Annotated in this window: 14 protein-coding genes and 1 riboswitch; of the genes, 7 read left to right on the forward strand and 7 right to left on the reverse strand. The window is 52.7% G+C overall.

Annotated elements, in window-relative coordinates:
• The 3 genes from ONB24_12400 to ONB24_12410 all read right to left on the reverse strand — a co-directional run.
• The coding region (locus ONB24_12400; GenBank protein ID MDZ7316914.1) for an aminotransferase class V-fold PLP-dependent enzyme at positions 1 to 589 on the reverse strand (589 nt) is incomplete at its 3' end.
• Positions 590 to 714: 125 nt separating this feature from the next.
• Complete coding sequence (locus tag ONB24_12405) at positions 715 to 1,236, reverse strand: ferritin family protein (GenBank protein MDZ7316915.1); 522 nt, start codon at positions 1,234 to 1,236, stop codon at positions 715 to 717.
• A 226-nt stretch (positions 1,237 to 1,462) separates the two neighbouring features.
• Complete coding sequence (locus ONB24_12410; protein ID MDZ7316916.1) at positions 1,463 to 2,095, reverse strand: DUF4254 domain-containing protein; 633 nt, start codon at positions 2,093 to 2,095, stop codon at positions 1,463 to 1,465.
• A gap of 104 nt (positions 2,096 to 2,199) precedes the next feature.
• Positions 2,200 to 2,294: riboswitch (TPP riboswitch) on the forward strand.
• Positions 2,295 to 2,509: 215 nt separating this feature from the next.
• Between ONB24_12410 and thiM the strand changes: the two genes are divergently transcribed.
• The 5 genes from thiM (at position 2,510) to ONB24_12435 (ending at position 7,101) form a co-directional block, all read left to right on the forward strand.
• Complete coding sequence (gene thiM / locus ONB24_12415) at positions 2,510 to 3,310, forward strand: hydroxyethylthiazole kinase (protein MDZ7316917.1); 801 nt, start codon at positions 2,510 to 2,512, stop codon at positions 3,308 to 3,310.
• Positions 3,307 to 3,951: a thiamine phosphate synthase gene (thiE, locus tag ONB24_12420; GenBank protein ID MDZ7316918.1), complete on the forward strand. Its 645-nt coding sequence runs from the start codon at positions 3,307 to 3,309 to the stop codon at positions 3,949 to 3,951. The genes thiM and thiE overlap by 4 nt, the downstream gene beginning before the upstream one ends.
• The gene (gene thiL, locus ONB24_12425) at positions 3,948 to 4,952 is read left to right on the forward strand and encodes a thiamine-phosphate kinase (protein MDZ7316919.1); all 1,005 of its coding nucleotides are present in this window, start codon (positions 3,948 to 3,950) and stop codon (positions 4,950 to 4,952) included. Before thiE ends, thiL begins: the two co-directional genes overlap by 4 nt.
• A 58-nt stretch (positions 4,953 to 5,010) precedes the next feature.
• Complete coding sequence (gene thiD / locus ONB24_12430) at positions 5,011 to 5,841, forward strand: bifunctional hydroxymethylpyrimidine kinase/phosphomethylpyrimidine kinase (GenBank protein ID MDZ7316920.1); 831 nt, start codon at positions 5,011 to 5,013, stop codon at positions 5,839 to 5,841.
• A 267-nt stretch (positions 5,842 to 6,108) separates the two neighbouring features.
• Positions 6,109 to 7,101, forward strand: coding sequence for a DUF1080 domain-containing protein (locus ONB24_12435; protein MDZ7316921.1), 993 nt, complete (start codon positions 6,109 to 6,111; stop codon positions 7,099 to 7,101).
• Positions 7,102 to 7,156: 55 nt separating this feature from the next.
• Here ONB24_12435 and ONB24_12440 read toward each other — a convergent pair whose 3' ends face one another.
• The 3 genes from ONB24_12440 to ONB24_12450 all read right to left on the reverse strand — a co-directional run bounded on the left by ONB24_12440 (position 7,157) and on the right by ONB24_12450 (position 11,671).
• Positions 7,157 to 7,432: a hypothetical protein gene (locus tag ONB24_12440; GenBank protein ID MDZ7316922.1), complete on the reverse strand. Its 276-nt coding sequence runs from the start codon at positions 7,430 to 7,432 to the stop codon at positions 7,157 to 7,159.
• Positions 7,433 to 7,568: 136 nt separating this feature from the next.
• Entirely contained in the window at positions 7,569 to 8,354 is a 786-nt protein-coding gene (locus ONB24_12445) for an SDR family NAD(P)-dependent oxidoreductase (protein ID MDZ7316923.1), read from the reverse strand.
• Between the two features lie 347 nt (positions 8,355 to 8,701).
• Complete coding sequence (locus ONB24_12450) at positions 8,702 to 11,671, reverse strand: GEVED domain-containing protein (GenBank protein ID MDZ7316924.1); 2,970 nt, start codon at positions 11,669 to 11,671, stop codon at positions 8,702 to 8,704.
• A 612-nt stretch (positions 11,672 to 12,283) separates the two neighbouring features.
• Between ONB24_12450 and ONB24_12455 the strand changes: the two genes are divergently transcribed.
• Complete coding sequence (locus tag ONB24_12455) at positions 12,284 to 13,108, forward strand: DUF4097 domain-containing protein (protein ID MDZ7316925.1); 825 nt, start codon at positions 12,284 to 12,286, stop codon at positions 13,106 to 13,108.
• 164 nt (positions 13,109 to 13,272) lie between these two features.
• Entirely contained in the window at positions 13,273 to 15,087 is a 1,815-nt protein-coding gene (locus tag ONB24_12460) for an MFS transporter (protein MDZ7316926.1), read from the forward strand.
• A 173-nt stretch (positions 15,088 to 15,260) separates the two neighbouring features.
• On the opposite strand, the gene ONB24_12465 is transcribed toward ONB24_12460, so the two are convergent.
• Positions 15,261 to 16,322 (reverse strand): TolC family protein (locus ONB24_12465; GenBank protein ID MDZ7316927.1); only part of this gene is annotated, 1,062 nt, incomplete at its 5' end.

The following is a 16,322-nucleotide window of genomic DNA, read 5'->3' on the forward strand; positions in this document are numbered from 1 at the left end:
GTTTCCGCACGTCAATATCGATTCGCCCCAAAGCCTGTACGGCATCGCTGAAAAAAAGCGTCCCCGCCTGATGCGCCGCTGCGGATATTTCCGCCAGAGGCTGTAGGGTACCGATTTCGCTGTTCGCCGCCTGAACCGCAACCAATACCGTGTTCTCATCGATCTTGCGCCGTAAATCATCTAAATCGATTCGCCCATATTCATCGATTTTCGCAAAACGAATATCGACGCCCTCTTTTTTCAGGCGCATGGCAGTATCCAGAACCGCCTTATGCTCGATGGCGATGGTCACCAAATTGGGATTTTTTCGACCGGCCTGGCGGACAATCCCCTTGAGAGCCAAATTATCCGATTCGGTGGCGCCGCTGGTAAAGATGATTTCGTCAGGACTTGCCGCATTGATCAGGCAGGCGACCTGTTCCCTGGCTGATTCGACTGCACGCCGCGCCGTGTGGCCGTAAATATGCGTATTGCTGGAAGGATTGCCGAACTCTTCCGTCAGATAAGGCATCATGGCCGCCAAGACTTCGGGATCCAGCGGCGTCGTGGCGTGGTGATCCATGTAGATAGGTTTTTGCGAAACCTGCAAAGCCGATCTCCTTTGCAAAATACATCAATTAAAATAGAACAATCAGAAGATAAATGCAACGATGAAGCGATCTTCGCAAAAAAAAGCTCGTCGCGAGTTCACCGGACGAGCTTTTATTCGAACGCTCATCGATTTTCGTGATGCTCTTCGGGGATATCGCTAAAGCCGCTCTCCTGATCCTGATTCTGATCGATCTCCTGATCCAAAGCCAAAGGCTCGACAAATGAGGCTTCCAGCAGCGTATGATGTTGAAGGTGCTCACCGGCCAATTTGCGGAAAAAAGCGCGCAGCTCTGCGTCGATAAAGCGGCGGCTGACCGTGGCATAAAACTCGTACATTTCTTTCTCGTTGCGTTTGGCGACCCGGACCGCTTCGTTGGGAGAATCCGGACATCTCTGCAGCGAGTTCAATTTATGCCGTTTGTCGAGATTCAAAAAAAGTATCTTTTTTCCGCTGAATCGGCTGTATTGCTCAATGGTATTTTTTCGATGTTCCGCTGCACGGGCAGCCAAACCCTGCAGAATGCTTTTGGCATCGCCGTCTCTGACCAGCTCGCAAGCCTGATTATAATAATTCTGCATCTCCTGTTCGGACTGAATGGCGATTTTGAGCGCGTCAATCGGCTCAATGGTAAATATCTTTTGCATGATCACCTCCGCGCCGCAAACATGCAACGGCGGCTTTGAAAATTTGAATTAGAAATTTATTAAAAACAAAGCAAATAATCAAGCCGTTAAACCGATTTTGCTTGTTTCTTTACGGCTTTGCTATAACGAAATTGTAAGGGATTCTGTTCCCGGCCGGCAAAATTTTTCCCCTAATCGCAATATTTTTACAATTTGCCTTCGAAGCGCCGATCGATAAAAAAACGCCTCACTCTTTGGCAGGATGAAGGTAATCTTCCCAGTGAAAGTTGGGATCGTTGTAAATCTTGAATTGGCGATAAACGCAATGGCGCTTTTTGGCCTGCCGATATTCCAACAAGAGTCGATCCAAGGCTGCCGCGACATCGGTGCGCTGTTCAAGCAAAATATTCTTTCGCAAAATGATCTCCTGCTTTTCCTCGTTGGTCGTGTTGTCGGCATTGGTTCGCTCGTTCAAATGAAAGATTTTGAGAGTCAATATCGACAGGCGGTCGACAATACTGCCGATTGTTTCCGAATTGACCTCCACCTCCTTCCCCGGTCGAATTCCGGCGGATACAAGCACGTTTTCGATCCAAATGTCAATCTGTTCCATCGCCTCCAGGCGCTTCAGATTATGGATATCGATCGATCTTTGAATTTCAAGCACTTTTTCCGGCGAGAGATCGCCCTTGCGCACTCTTTCTTCCAAGTGCCAAACGACAAAGTTTTTGTAATGTACCCATTGCGTCAACCCTTGCGGCGAGGATGTGTCGCTCGGCTTGATGGGGGCCGTATCGTGCCACAATTCGGTCAAGTCGTTGAACCATTCGATTAGCCTTTGCCCTTGAAAAGGCAGCAAAATTTGTGAAAGCAGACCCACTAGCACCTCCGATCGTTACCACTCAATTTAGCCACCTTGAAAACAAAACGCAACTGCTTTCCCGAAAAAACGATTGCATTTGAAGCAAAATCATTTTAATTTCATGCTGCCGTTAGGGGTGGTCGTTTATCGACCTGAGAGCATACCCTAATGACCTGATCTAGGTAATACTAGCGTAGGGAAACGGTAAGACATGATTTTCGATCTTTTCACGAGCCGTCATTCCCTACTGACGGCTTTTTTATTTTGATAAGGAGGGTTGGCATGAACGAGTGAAGAACCTTTTGCTTGGCATACGTAGGGAATACGGAAATCTGCCTGAAAAGCCGTTACAGCTCTCAAGCAATTGTTCAATAAACGTCTTTTTCGCAAACAGCTGACAATGTGAATCGAAATCAAGAAAGGATTCAATTCATGAACGCCAAGTCGATTTTTCAGGATGTCGAAAAAATACGAGAGAAATCGCCGCTCATTCATAATATCACCAATTATGTGGTCATGAACACGACCGCCAACGCGCTTTTGGCACTGGGAGCTTCTCCCGTGATGGCTCACGCCGCCGAAGAAGTCGAAGAGATGGTGGCTCTGGCCGGTGCGGTAGGTGGAGCGTTGGTCATCAACATCGGCACGCTCAGTAAGCCATGGATCGATTCCATGGCCAAGGCCATGCGCAAAGCCGATTCGATACAGGTCCCGATTGCGTTCGATCCGGTCGGCGCCGGCGCCACCAAACTTCGCACCGACACATGCCGGATGCTCCTGGATGCCGTCGCACCGACGGTCATCCGCGGTAATGCTTCGGAAATTATGGCACTGCTGCACACCGATGTACGCACCAAGGGAGTCGACAGCCGCCACGCCACTGCCGACGCAGTCGACGCTGCCCGTGCCTTGGCGGAACAATACCGCTGCGTGGTGTGCATCAGCGGCGCCGTAGACGTGGTGACCGACGGCAAACAGGAGATTCGCATCGCCAACGGCCATCCGTTGATGCCGCGGGTGACCGGTCTGGGCTGCACCGCCACGGCGCTGATCGGCGCTTTCCTCGCCGTCAATCGCGATGCCCTCACGGCAACCGCCCATGCCATGGCCGTCATGGGCATAGCCGGTGAACTGGCGGCGGAAAAATCCGAAGGTCCCGGGACTCTGCAGCTCCATTTTTATGATGCGCTCTATGCATTGAATGAACATCAAATCGAAGCGAGATTAAAATGAAGGCCGAACAGCTCGAACTCTATTTGGTGACCGACCGCAAACTGGCGGCCGGAAGACCTCTCACCCAGCTTGTCGAAGAGGCCATTCAAGGCGGCGTGACCATGGTACAATTGCGCGAAAAAGAGTGTTCAACGCGTGAATTTCTGGCTCTCGCTGAGGAGATTCATGCGCTTTGCCGCCGAGCCGGGGTACCGCTGCTCATCAATGACCGCCTCGACATCGCACTGGCCGTAGATGCAGAGGGCGTGCACGTCGGCCAAAGCGACATGCCGGCAGAAATCGCCAGGAAACTGCTGGGAAAAGACAAAATCATCGGCTTGTCGGTCGAATCGGTAGAGGACGCCCTCGCCGCACAGCATCTTCCCGTGGATTACCTTGGCGTCAGTCCGATCTATTTAACGCCGACAAAGACCGATCTAACCCATCAATTGGGACTCGAAGGGCTGCGCGCGATCCGCGCCGTTTCCAGTCTGCCGTTGGTCGGCATCGGCGGACTCCACGCCGGCAATGCCGGAGACGTCATTCGCGCCGGCGCAGACGGCGTCGCCGTAGTTTCTGCCATTTGCGCCGCCGAAACTCCCCGCGCCGCTGCCGAAGAACTGCGTCGCGCCATTCGTGAGGCAAAGGAGATAAAGTCGTGAAGCTGAAAGAACTGGGCGAATTTGGCCTGATCAACCGCATCGCCCCGCAATTCACACGTCAGCTGCCGCCGGGAACGCTCGGCATCGGCGACGACTGTGCAGTCATTCATCAGAACGATCGAGCTCTTTTGATTACCACCGATCTTTTGGTCGAAAATATTCACTTTTTGCGCCGAAAAATATCAGCATTCGAGCTGGGGCACAAATCCTTAGCCGTCAATCTCAGCGACATTGCCGCGATGGGCGGCGTTCCGAATGCCGCCTTTCTCTCTGTCGCCTGGCCGAAAGAGATCGACGTCGCCTGGCTGGATGAATTCTTTGCCGGTCTCGCTGCGCTCGCAGAGGAGAGCGGTACGGCTCTGCTCGGCGGTGATACGACCGGCACGCCGGGGCCCATTATCATCAATGTCGCCGTAATCGGCCATGCCGATCCGGCGCACCTCAAGCTGCGCAGCGCGGCGCAAGCCGGCGATGTGATCTGCGTGACCGGCTATTTAGGCGACTCGGCCGGCGGACTGCAGCTGTTGTTGTCGGATCTTGACGGCGCCGCCGACGAGGACGGTCTTGCGCTGTTGCGCGCGCATCATCGGCCGCGCCCGCACCTCAAAGAGGGACATTGGCTGGCGCAGCAGCCGGGTGTGCACGCTATGATGGACGTTTCCGACGGTATCGACTCGGACGTGCAGCGCGTCATGGAGGCTTCAAAAGTCGGCGCGCGAATCCTCCTAAATGACTTGCCGATATCCGACGCTCTGCGCCGAACCGCTGCCGCCAACGGATGGAACAGTTTGGAGCTGGCTGCTGCGGGCGGCGAGGATTACTGTCTGCTCTGCACCGTCGACCCCGAGGCTTACCCAAAGGTTGCCGAATCATTTGCCGCAGAGTTCGATTTTCCTCTTACCTGCATCGGCAAGATCACCCATACCGGTAAATTGGAATATGAACTGAACGGCGCAACGATTGATCTCAAGAAACACGGCTGGGATCACTTTCGCAGCTGAACCGGTGTCGTGTTAAAAGATCTCGAAATCACCATAAAATGAAAGGAATAAAAAATCGATGAACAAGCATTACTATCGCGCCCTAACGATTGCCGGTTCGGACAGCGGCGGCGGCGCCGGGATACAAGCTGACCTAAAAACCTTTTCCGCTCTCGGCTGCTACGGCATGTCCGTCATCACGGCCCTGACCGCACAAAACACCGTAACCGTAAGCGCCATCCACGAAGCGCCGCCGAATTTCGTTGCTGCGCAAATCGATGCCGTGCTCGAGGACATCGGCGCCGACGCCGTCAAAATCGGCATGCTTTCTTCGCCGGAAATCATCCGCGCGGTAGCGGACCGCCTGCGCGCCTGGGGGGTCGGCAAAATCGTTCTCGATCCGGTCATGACGGCCAAGAGCGGCGACAAGCTGCTGCGGGACGAAGCGATCTCCGCATTGAAACAGGAGCTTCTGCCGCTGGCGACAGTGGCTACGCCGAATCTGCCGGAAGCACAGGTCTTAATCGAGGAAACCATCGCTTCCCGTCTGCACATGGAAGATGCGGCGCGGCGTATCCTCGCCTTGGGGCCAAAGAGTGTCCTGCTGAAGGGAGGCCACCTTGCAGACGCAAGCAGCGATGACTATTTTTTAGAGATGACGATTCACGGCCTGCAGGGAACTTGGTTGAGCGGCCCCCGCGTTACCTCCCGCAACACCCACGGCACCGGCTGCACATTAGCCTCAGCGATTGCCGCTTTTTTGGCCAAAGGGTTCTCAATTTCCGAAAGCGTCCGCCGCGCCAAAAAGTACATTTCCGAAGCTATTGTCGCCGGCTCCGAATATTCCTTGGGCAAAGGCCACGGACCGGTTCATCATTTTTATCGACTATGGCCGTACCTGCAGGAATAATTTCCGGTAAGATGGCATGGCGCAAATTTACTTTACGCATCGCCGCTGCGTTTCACTCGGCGCCTCCTCGTTTCACTGAAAATGCACGAAAAATACTTGGTGAACCGATCTCTTGAGCCTTTACGACCCACTTGGCAGTTTCTCCGAATTACACTTATTTACGCCAAGAGCATTTTCCTGCTTTGATATTTCGCCGAATTTTTCTAAATAAAGCTGCTCCAATCACAAACACAAAATTGAATTGCAACGGTTATCTCGGGAGGCTTTATGAAACCTGCAGCAGCTGTTTTGATTTTCTCTTTTGTTGCTTCGCTTTTACCTGCAGCGACTCCGGTTGAGCCTTTTCTCGGCCAATGGGCGCTGTTTCTACCCAACGGTGCGGGTTGGTTGGAAGTTCGTCAGGAAGCGGGATATTTGGATGCCGACCTCTTGTGGTACGGCGGCAGCGTCGTGCCGGTCAGCGACGTTTACTTGGATGGAGAGACGCTGGTGGTGACCCGAGTCGGCAGCCGTACCGTGAAAAAAGAACCAAAGCGGGAACTGATGCGCACCGAACAATTCCGCTTTGCCTTTTACGGCGATCAGCTCGTCGGGGAACAGATTGTCCCCAGGGGAGACGGCCTCGGCGTTGATCGGATGACCTTTACAGCCAGGAAGCTTCCTCCTCCTCCGCCGGCCCCAGATCTCTCCAAGGTCAAGTTCGGCAAGCCGATCAAGCTGTTCAACGGCGTCGATCTCACGGGTTGGAAGCTGATCGAAGAAAACCGTGCCAACGGCTGGAAAGTCGTCGACGGTGTGCTGGTGAACGATCCGGTTCAGCAGGAGGGCAAGCCGCATGTCGATTACGGCAATCTGCGCACTGTGGATGAGTTTGAGGATTTCAATCTGAAAATCGACGTCAATGTGCCGGCAAAAAGCAACAGCGGCATCTATCTGCGCGGCATCTATGAAGTGCAGGTCATGGACAGCTACGGCTTGGGGCTGGACAGCCATCACATGGGCGCCATTTACAGCCGCATTACTCCGACGGTCTCGGCGGAAAAACCTGCCGGCGAATGGCAGTCGTTCGACATTACCCTATGCGATCGCCATGTTACAGTAATCCTAAACGGCGTAAAAATCATCGACAATCAGCCGCTTTACGGCGTGACCGGCGGCGCATTGCAGGCGTGTCCGTTCAAACCCGGGCCCATCTATCTGCAGGGCGATCACGGCAAGGTAATGTATCGCAACATCATTTTGCGTCCGATCATCAAATAAACGTATTTGCAGGTAATAAAAAAGCCGTCGCAATAAAAGCGACGGCTTTTTTGTCTCACACCTTTTCGGGAACCATGAATAGCGATCGATAGGCGCGCGACAGCATGGCGTTAGCCTGGATGTCATTGACGAACGTTTCCGAATCAGCGTCGAATTCCAATTGTCGGCCGAGACGATAAGATATGTTGCCGAGATGTGCCAAGGCTGGAGAAAGGTTTGCCGTCACGTCGAATGCATTCAGCAGTTTTTTGTCGTACACCCTGAGTGCCTCGATAAAATCCGCATAATGGTTTCCGCCGACTTTTCCCTTGAAGCTTGGTTGGTTTCTCATAAATGCTCTGATTACCGATGTCCCCGTTGTCGGAATCCCATTGCCAATACGGGTTGCAACACGCCCTCCAGCGTAAGAAGCTGACGAAATGCGAATACAAGCCTGAGGTTATAATTGCAATGATCGTTTCGCGATGTCATTTTGTCGCCCCCTTTTTTCGGCTGATCAAAGCGCCCTGCATCAATCGAGAATATAGCCGATCGGGGATGAAGCGCGAAAGGCTCGCTGCGGCGGCCATCGGCCAAGGAAAGGCGATTTCGGTTTTTTCGCGTTCGATGCCGCGGATAATAATGCGCGCAGCTTTTTCCGCGGTCATGAGAAACGGCATGGGTGATTGGCGAGGCTGGGTCATAGGCGTATCGACAAAGCCCGGCGAAATCAACGTACAGCGAATCCGATGCGCATAGAGATCGATGCGCAGGCTGTCCATCAGGTTCATGAGCGCGGCTTTGGAGCACGAATAAGCTGCGGCGCGCGGCATGCCGCGATACCCTGCCAGACTCCCGACCGCCGCAATGATTCCGCCGCCCTGATGAATCATCAAGGGCGTCAGCTGTTCGATAAAATGCACGGCACCCCAAAAATTTACGTCCATGACACGATGAAAGGCCGGCAGATCGATCTTTTCGGCATTAAAAGGCATGGAAAGACCGGCATTGAGCAGCAGCAGGTCGATGCGGTCGTTGTGTTGCCGTATCATGCCGCAGACCTTCCGAACTTGTTCGGAATCCGCGACATCGCACGCGAACAGCTGCAGGTCTGCATTGCAGCTCTTGACCTCCGCGGCCAGACTCTCCAACAATTCTTTTCTACGCGCGATCAGAATCAGTCGATTTTGCTTTTTGGCCAAACGTCGAGCTATTTCCCGTCCAATCCCAGAAGAAGCACCGGTGATCAAAATCGTTTTTCCCACGAGCTGCATCGAATATCCTTTTTTTTCAGTAATGTATCATTTTGCTGCAACATTTAAAACAGTTTTCAAGCTTACGTAACAAATTTTTTTCTTTATGCTGATAATAATTTACCACTCGAAACATGTTTTTGATAAAATGTTTTTGGAAATATTAGGAACTCTTTGTAAGTTTAACTGTTAAAGTTAGCGATCAATATGGATATCAATCCCGGGCATTCAGCTCCCCCCGGATCTCGCTGACCCCCCCTAGGCGAATCCACCTGAATGTCCGGGTTTTTTATTTAGACATTTGCACCAACAGGCAAAAAAAAGCCCCCATAGAACTTTCTATGAGGGCTTTTTCATTACAGTAGATACTAGCGGACAAGCAGCATTTTTCTGCTCGATTGGTGACCGTTGGCACTAAAGCGAACAATATACATGCCGCTGGGAACCGGCGAGTTGTTGTCATCGAGGGCGTTCCAGACCACCGCATGAGTGCCGGCTTCCATGATGCCGTCAACCAAGATTTTCACCTGTTTGCCGCTCATGTCATAGACGGCAATTTTAACAGCCGCAGCTTCCGGCAACTCGAACGGAATGGTTGTCGCGGGGTTGAACGGATTGGGATAATTTTGCCGCAGCGCATACTCTTTTGGGATGCGATTTTGAACAACATTCGCCGCACTCGTAATATTGATGGGGCCGTACACCTTGATCGAGCCGTCCATTCCGACTTCTTCGAGCTTGTAAAAGCCGTTTGAAACTGCCGTATCGATCCATTCGAATTTCCCTGCGGAAACGGCATCTTCATCCGTAATCAACCTATTGTTCAAGCGGATGAACGGGCTGTTCTCGCCGTTGCTGCGATACAAATTATAGCCGGCTCGGCTTTTAGCGGTCTCGGCCTGCCATTCGATCAGAACGCGGTTGTCTTTGCGGACTGCCGAAAAGGAGGTTAGACCGATTCCGATGGGATTTTCTATAATCAACATATAATCTTCGACCTCGCCGCCGGAAATGGTGCCGTCAACCGTTGAGGTCGACAGACCCGAGCCTACCGGCGCAATTCGGAAACGCGCATAAGTAGTTCCGGAGACCAGGCCGCTTAAATTCGTCCAAGTTAGAGTAACCGTTCCAATGGTTCCTGCCGGAACAACGGCGGAAGCACCCTCATCAGCCGTAAAGACGCCGTCGCGGTTGAAATCGATCCAGCCGACCAAAATTGCGTTTTCGGCGGTCTGGTTATAAACGGAGACAGCTACAGAATAGCTGGTTTGTCCTACTTTGAGCGGTGAAAAAGATGAAACGCCGTTTTCGTCATCCACACCGTCCGCGTTATCTCCGGCGGCATTTTCACTGTAGTAACTGATGTCTTCTCCGTCGACATTGCCCAAAACACCGCCGTTCGCATAATCCGGCGGGCCAAGCTGCAGGTCATAATCGAGATTGGTATGAATTGCTTCGCCGTAAGATGCCGGTGCATCCCCGCGATCTTCCGGACCGTAGCCTGTCGAGATCTGCACAATATAGTCCTCAACTTCACCGTCCATCAAGACGCCCGTAGGATTCAAAGTTCCGTTGCCGTTGACGTTTTGGGTGCTGAGACGAAAGCGGGCGAACGTCAAACCTTCGCTGCCGGTGATGGTCGGTAAAGTCAGATTTACCGGCCCGTTCGTACCGGTCGGCACCCATACGGATGCACTTTCGCCGCTTTCGAGCAGTCCGTCTCGGTCCAGATCCACCCAGCCGGTGAGAATAGCCGAAGTTCCGGTCATATTGTAAACGTTAACGGCCAGCGTCGGCTGCGTATTGAGCACAAGCTGTATCGGTTCGGCAATAGCGTCTTCGTCATCGCTGCCGTTATTGTCGTCGCCGTTGGCACCGGCTGAGGGTTGACCGTTGGTTTCGGAATCGATCAAGCTGCCCAGACGTAAGGTGGGAACAATCAGATGACGCGGACCATCGTCTGAAAGCAGCGTTTGATAATTACCTGCTCCGCTTCCAGTGCCTGTATCGGGTAAATCACCGAAATCATAGTTCGGCGCCAAGATCGTCACCTTGTAATCTTCCACCTCGCCGTCCGGCGCTGTACCGGTGGGTAAAAGTCCGGTCTGCGTACTGAAGCGGAAACGCGCATAAGTATCTCCTGTCGAAGCATTGGCAGGCACTGTAAACGTAAGTACCTTCGATCCTGCCGTCAACGCCGTGTCTGTAAAGATTTTTTCTCCAGCGTCATTCCAATCGCCGTCGCGATTGAAATCAATCCACGCATTTAGGTACCCGGAACCCGAGGCAGTTACTACGATGCTCTGCGTTTGTCCGGCAACCAAATTTGAAGAAAAAGTTACGCCGTCCTCATCATCGCTCCACACCTGATCATCGGCAGAAGCATTGGCTCCGGGCTGGCCGTCCGGCTCCGCGTCAATAAACCGGCCGAGACGCAGCAAATCTGGAGTAAAAAGATGGCGAGCGCCGTTTGCAGACAATAAAGTAGGATAGGTGGACGGAGCATCGCCGTAATCATAACCGTAAATCACCACATCCGGGTCATTGTCCTTGGGCGGTGAATTATGCGCCGTAAGCACATTAAAGTAAAACGATTCGCCCGGACACGGATGCGGGTAACTAAGCTCATAAACAATCAACCATTCCCAATCATTGGCCGAGTCCCAATAGGGATACCCGTGTGCGGCTTTATTAAAAGCGCCGCCCTCGGCATATCCCGGCGATTTCCATTCGTCAAACTTTTTCGAATCCGTTGCGTCGGGTCTGGCGGTCGGATCAATCTGCCACCATCTGCTGTTTTGGAAATTCCAGGCGGTGGAACTGGCGCTGCTGATGCCGGAAGGCGGCGTTCCTCCGCCGTCATTTCCCAAATGATTCGAGACCCATACGCCGCCGCTTAGATAGGCAAGATCCTGAGACCATTCATAGTAATTCCCATTGCAGGCAAAGGCAAAACCCAAATGCTCGGAGTTAATAAGATCCTTTGCCAAATGGTTCTTGCCCATCGGCCAATTGACGGACCGGCAGTAATCCAGCGGATTGTTAAAATCATTGAACACATTGTCATTTACCTTATCACTGACGACTACGGCAAAGTAAAGCCTGGTTCCGTCTGTATAAGCGTAGAGATCGCCGCGATTGTTGGCCTCGACTGCTATTTTTATGTAACGTCCGGAGTCGCCGTCGCCATGAAATAGCCCGTTCACCGTCGGGGCGGAGGCGCCGACGGCATTGACCTTGGAAGTCAGACAGTAAGCAATCACAATAATCCAAAAGAGCAGAAAACCACCCAACTTTTTAATCAAGAATTCTAATATCTTTTTAGTTTTGGTAATCATTTTACCCTCACACGATTAGGGTTTATTAACTATAGTAATAGGAAAGCGATCGGGAGCATTCTCGTTATGTCACAATAATAATAACTGCTGAAGCAGAGTTATTATTTCACTGCTTCTCAGTGAGCTAAATTAATCAATAAAATAGAACAGCCCTAAAACTAATTCCGGATTGTAGAACAAGCGAGAGTCAAAGGGTGCAAACGGCTGCAGAAGTAATTGATTTTAAAGAACGTTTTATGATGTGACCGGCAGCACCAACAACTCTGAAAAAGCTGCCAAGACCACCCCAACCCATTACGCTTTAATTACTCCTTACCCAACGTGAAGATACAAATATTTTTATTCAAATGCAAAATAATTTTTTTTATTTGAAACAATTTTTAATGTTCCTCGTAACCATTGTCGTCATTAACAAAGAGTGAAGAAATGAAAACTTTACGTTCATCTTTTAAGATGCTTTTTCTTTTCATTGGATTCACGACTGTACATCTTGCGGCGAGAGAAGAAGGTAAGCTTTTTATTACCAAGTCCTTCCAAGTATCCCCTAATGGTACGCTTACCGTCGAAACAGTGTTGGGATCAATTGAGATATTACCAGACGATCAGGAGGCTGTGCGAGTTGAAATCAGGCGCAAACCCTCCCCTCTCAGCGAGAGAGAAGCGCAGCGGCTATTCGACGAGCTGATGATTCGTTTCGAGCAGCGCGGCAACGATGTTTTTGTTTTTATTGAACACGAAAATCAGCGGGATTGGTTTGCCCGCATGCGCCCTTGGCGACTCCAGCTGCAGATTATTGCTTACGTTCCGCATGAATACAGCGTCGACCTCGTCACGGCGGGCGGCAGCATCTCCGTTTCCGACTTGAAAGGCGAGGTAAAAGCGCGCACATCGGGAGGCAGTTTAACCTTCGGTAACATCAATGGGCCGATTACCGGCCGCACTTCCGGCGGAAGCATCTCCTTGGAAAGCTGCAGGGGGTCGGCCGACGTACGGACTTCGGGCGGCAGCATCAACATCGGCCGCGTCGACGGGACCGTGGAGGCCCATACGTCCGGCGGCTCGCTAAAGATTGTCAAAGCGGCCGGCCAGGTCAACGCTTCAACTTCCGGCGGCAGCATAACTGTGGAAGAAGCGGCAGGAGCGATTACTGCTTCTACTTCAGGCGGTTCCATCACCGCCAAAATTACCGCGCAACCGGCTGACGATTGTCGACTCACTACATCCGGCGGCACAATCTCCGTATACATTGCTCCGGATTTAAAGTTTTCCCTCGATGCCAAAACCGGCGGCGGCAAGGTGACTACGGAATTCCCCGTTTTGGTGCAGGGTGAAATCAGTCGCACCCATTTGACTGCCGACGTGAACGGCGGCGGTCCCCTTCTTTATCTGCGCACCTCCGGCGGCAACATTCACATCCGCAAGGCAAACGATTTGTAGACCAGGAGCGGCAACGGCGTTCAATTTCTCCCCTCCCTTCTTCCATCCCCTTCATACGGCGAAAATGCTTGCATTTTTGCGGGCGATTGACTATCGTCTCCAACCTTTGCATTATTTTTCGATAAAATTTTTTTATACAACTTGCCGATCCATTTGGAGGATTTATGCTGAAAGAGCATCCCAAAGGACTTTTCGTAGCGTTTTTCACTAATATGGGTGAACGTTTCGGTTTTTACACCATGATGGCCATCCTGGTTTTGTTTCTGCAGGCCCGCTACGGCTTGAGCGAGCAGCAGGCGGGCAGCTATTACAGCTGGTTCTATTTTGCCATCTATGCGCTGGCTTTAGTCGGCGGTCTGCTGGCGGATTGGACCCGAAAGTACAAAACCGTTATCTTGATCGGTTTGCTGATCATGTTCTCCGGCTATGCCCTGCTGAGCTTTCCCGGCAATCCCTTGGCGGTTACCTTGATCGGTCTGCTGACCATTGCCTTCGGCAACGGAATGTTTAAGGGCAATCTGCAAGCCGTGGTGGGGCAGCTCTACGATGATCCCCGCTATTCCAAGGTACGCGATGCGGCGTTCATGATCTTTTACATGGGTATCAATGTCGGCGCGTTCTTTGCTCCGTTTGCGGCCACCGCGGTAAGGAATTGGTTCCTCAAAACCCAAGGATTTCTGCACGACGGGAGCCTGCCTTCCCTCTGCCATGCCTTTTTGCGCGGCGAGCTGAGCGACGTCGGGGCGTTCCGGAACCTTGCCGAAAAGGTCAGCCTAAACCCGAACGGGGCCGCCGATTTGAAAGCCTTTGCCGAAGCCTATCTTGCAGCTTTTTCGCGCGGCTACAACTATGCGTTCGGTATCGCCGCCGGCGCCATGATCTTGTCGACGTTGGTCTATCTCTTTTTCCATCGCCATTTGCCCGATAAAGCCAAAACAACAGCGGTCAAAACAGCCTCCTTGGAGAAAAAACCCTTGGCAGGCGCAGCGGCTTTGTTTACGGCTGTCCTTTCAGCGGCGCTGCTTTTCCTCATCACCCGCAACGTCGATATTTCGTTTGCCGTCGCTCTCTTCATCGGCTTTGTGGCGTGGATCGTGCAGGTCTCCACCAAAGAGGAGCGTCCCCGAATTGCCGCTTTGCTTCTGGTCTTTTTGGTGGTGATCTTTTTTTGGATGTCCTTCCACCAGAACGGCCTTACGCTGACATTTTTCGCGCGCGATTATACCGTCAAGGCAGTAGGGCCGGTAACCTTTTTGTTCTTCCGCTTGAATTCCATGCTGGCGGTTATCGGCGCCGTGGCGGGACTCTTTTTGCTGCTTCTCAATCCGCAAAAGCTGTTCAAGCTGATCGGCTTGGCACTTTTGCTCGGCTGCGGAACCCTTACTGCACATTATATTGTGCAAAATGAGGCCGTCAATCCGATTGCGCCGGAGGTCTTTCAATCCTTCAACCCCCTATTCATCGTCGCCTTGACTTTCCCGATCATGGGCTTGTTTTCCCAACTCAACAAGCGCAATCTCGAGCCGTCGACGCCGAAAAAGATCGGCATCGGCATGATCATCGCTGCCGCCGGTTTTCTCATCGTGCTGCTCGCTTCGCTCAAGGCTGTGTCGCCTTATGCCCTGCAGTTTACCGATGAGTTCGGTCGGCAGGCGTACAAGCCGGTTCCGGATGCCTCGCGCGTTTCGCCGTACTGGCTGATCAGCAGCTATCTGATTCTGACCATCGCCGAGCTCTTTTTGAGTCCCATGGGACTTTCCTTTGTCTCCAAAGTGGCGCCGGCGCGTTTCCAGGGCGTCATGCAGGGCGGTTGGCTTTTGGCAACGGCCGTCGGCAACAAGCTGCTGTTCGTCGGCAGCTTTTTCTGGGCTAAATTGGAGCTTTGGCAACTTTGGGGAATCTTTGTCGCCTGCTGCCTCTTGTCGGCCGCATTCATCTTTTCGATTATGAAACGCTTGGAACAGGCGACCCAAGGATGAGGTAAGAGAACGGCGTTTGGTCGCAACAATGAGAATTTGGACGCCAAGGTCTTTTAGCCTTGGCGTCCTGGTTTATGCGGGCAGGCGGTACCTCTGCCGACCCTGCCTGCCGAAATTCCACCCCTGCTTGTTCAATCTTCCATTCGATCGAACGCCGGTCATGCAAAGCGGCGTCATTTCTGCCGCAAGAGTCTGCCGCTGAGGCGGAGAAGCTCGGTCTCGGCCGCCTTGGCCTGATACTGCGCCGAAATCAGCCGGTCGATGGCGCTGAGGTGTTTGAGCTGCGCCTCGCGCCATTCGATGGCCGTCAGCGTACCGACTTTGTAGCGGGCAAAGGCGATTTCCATATGTTCTCTCGCCGCCTGCACATTCTGCCGTTCCAAATTCACTTGCGCCAAATAATTTTGATAGCGCTGAAAGGCGCGCGTCAGATCCGTTTCGAGCTGCAGCGCCGCTTTCTCCAGCTGCAGTTCCGAGGCAGACCGTGCCAGCTGAGCATTTTGTTGACGGCGGTTTAGGTTAAAGCCGTCGAACAGAGGGTAGCTCAACGTTAGACCGTAGTTCAAGCCCTGCGTCTCATTGCGGTTGATAAAGCCCGATTGCGACTGCGAACGCGTGAGGTTATACCCGGCATTGGCGGTCAATACCGGCAGACGCTCGGTCCAAATCGATTTGAGATCGAGGTTCGCCAGGCGGCTGTTGCGTCGGGCTATCTGCAGTTCCGTGTTCGCTTCACGTCCCTGTTCGAGCAGCTGTTCGAGGGTAAGATCAGGCCGAATGTCGATGGAATCGGCGGGATCGAAAAGGATGCTCGGCGAGCGGGAAAGCAGCTGATTGAATTGCGTCTTGACCGTAGTAAGGACCACTTCCTGCTGCAGCACGGCGGAGCGGTCGGCGTTGAGATCAACCTGAGCATTCAGCAGGTCGAGCTTGGACGCCGAGCCGATACCGTACTGCGACTCGACGATGCGGTAGCGCTCTTCGGAAAGCCTTTCGACATCCCGCAGAGAGGATAGTCGGTTCTTTTGCTGGACCACATCGTAATAGGCCTTGGTCACCTGTTCTAGCGTTGCCTCGACGCGGCTTTTGAACTGCAGCTCGCCGATCGAACGCAGCTCGCGCAATCGGGCATGCGAAATGAACATGTCAAAGCCGTCGAAAAGGGTCCAGGTGAGGGCCACGCCCGCCGTTTTGCTCTCCGACTCGGCGTCCTTGCGGTCAATGACATTGCCGCT

This window comes from candidate division KSB1 bacterium, assembly GCA_034505495.1.
Lineage (GTDB): Bacteria > Zhuqueibacterota > Zhuqueibacteria > Residuimicrobiales > Krinioviventaceae > Fontimicrobium_A.

What these genes read in the sequence shown, in the direction of transcription:
- ONB24_12405 (MDZ7316915.1), bottom strand. Translation starts at nt 1,236, where the DNA reads ATGCAAAAGATATTTACCATTGAGCCGATTGACGCGCTCAAAATCGCC.
- thiM (MDZ7316917.1), top strand. Translation starts at nt 2,510, where the DNA reads ATGAACGCCAAGTCGATTTTTCAGGATGTCGAAAAAATACGAGAGAAA.
- thiE (MDZ7316918.1), top strand. Translation starts at nt 3,307, where the DNA reads ATGAAGGCCGAACAGCTCGAACTCTATTTGGTGACCGACCGCAAACTG.
- thiD (MDZ7316920.1), top strand. Translation starts at nt 5,011, where the DNA reads ATGAACAAGCATTACTATCGCGCCCTAACGATTGCCGGTTCGGACAGC.
- ONB24_12435 (MDZ7316921.1), top strand. Translation starts at nt 6,109, where the DNA reads ATGAAACCTGCAGCAGCTGTTTTGATTTTCTCTTTTGTTGCTTCGCTT.
- ONB24_12440 (MDZ7316922.1), bottom strand. Translation starts at nt 7,432, where the DNA reads ATGAGAAACCAACCAAGCTTCAAGGGAAAAGTCGGCGGAAACCATTAT.
- ONB24_12445 (MDZ7316923.1), bottom strand. Translation starts at nt 8,354, where the DNA reads ATGCAGCTCGTGGGAAAAACGATTTTGATCACCGGTGCTTCTTCTGGG.
- ONB24_12450 (MDZ7316924.1), bottom strand. Translation starts at nt 11,671, where the DNA reads ATGATTACCAAAACTAAAAAGATATTAGAATTCTTGATTAAAAAGTTG.
- ONB24_12460 (MDZ7316926.1), top strand. Translation starts at nt 13,273, where the DNA reads ATGCTGAAAGAGCATCCCAAAGGACTTTTCGTAGCGTTTTTCACTAAT.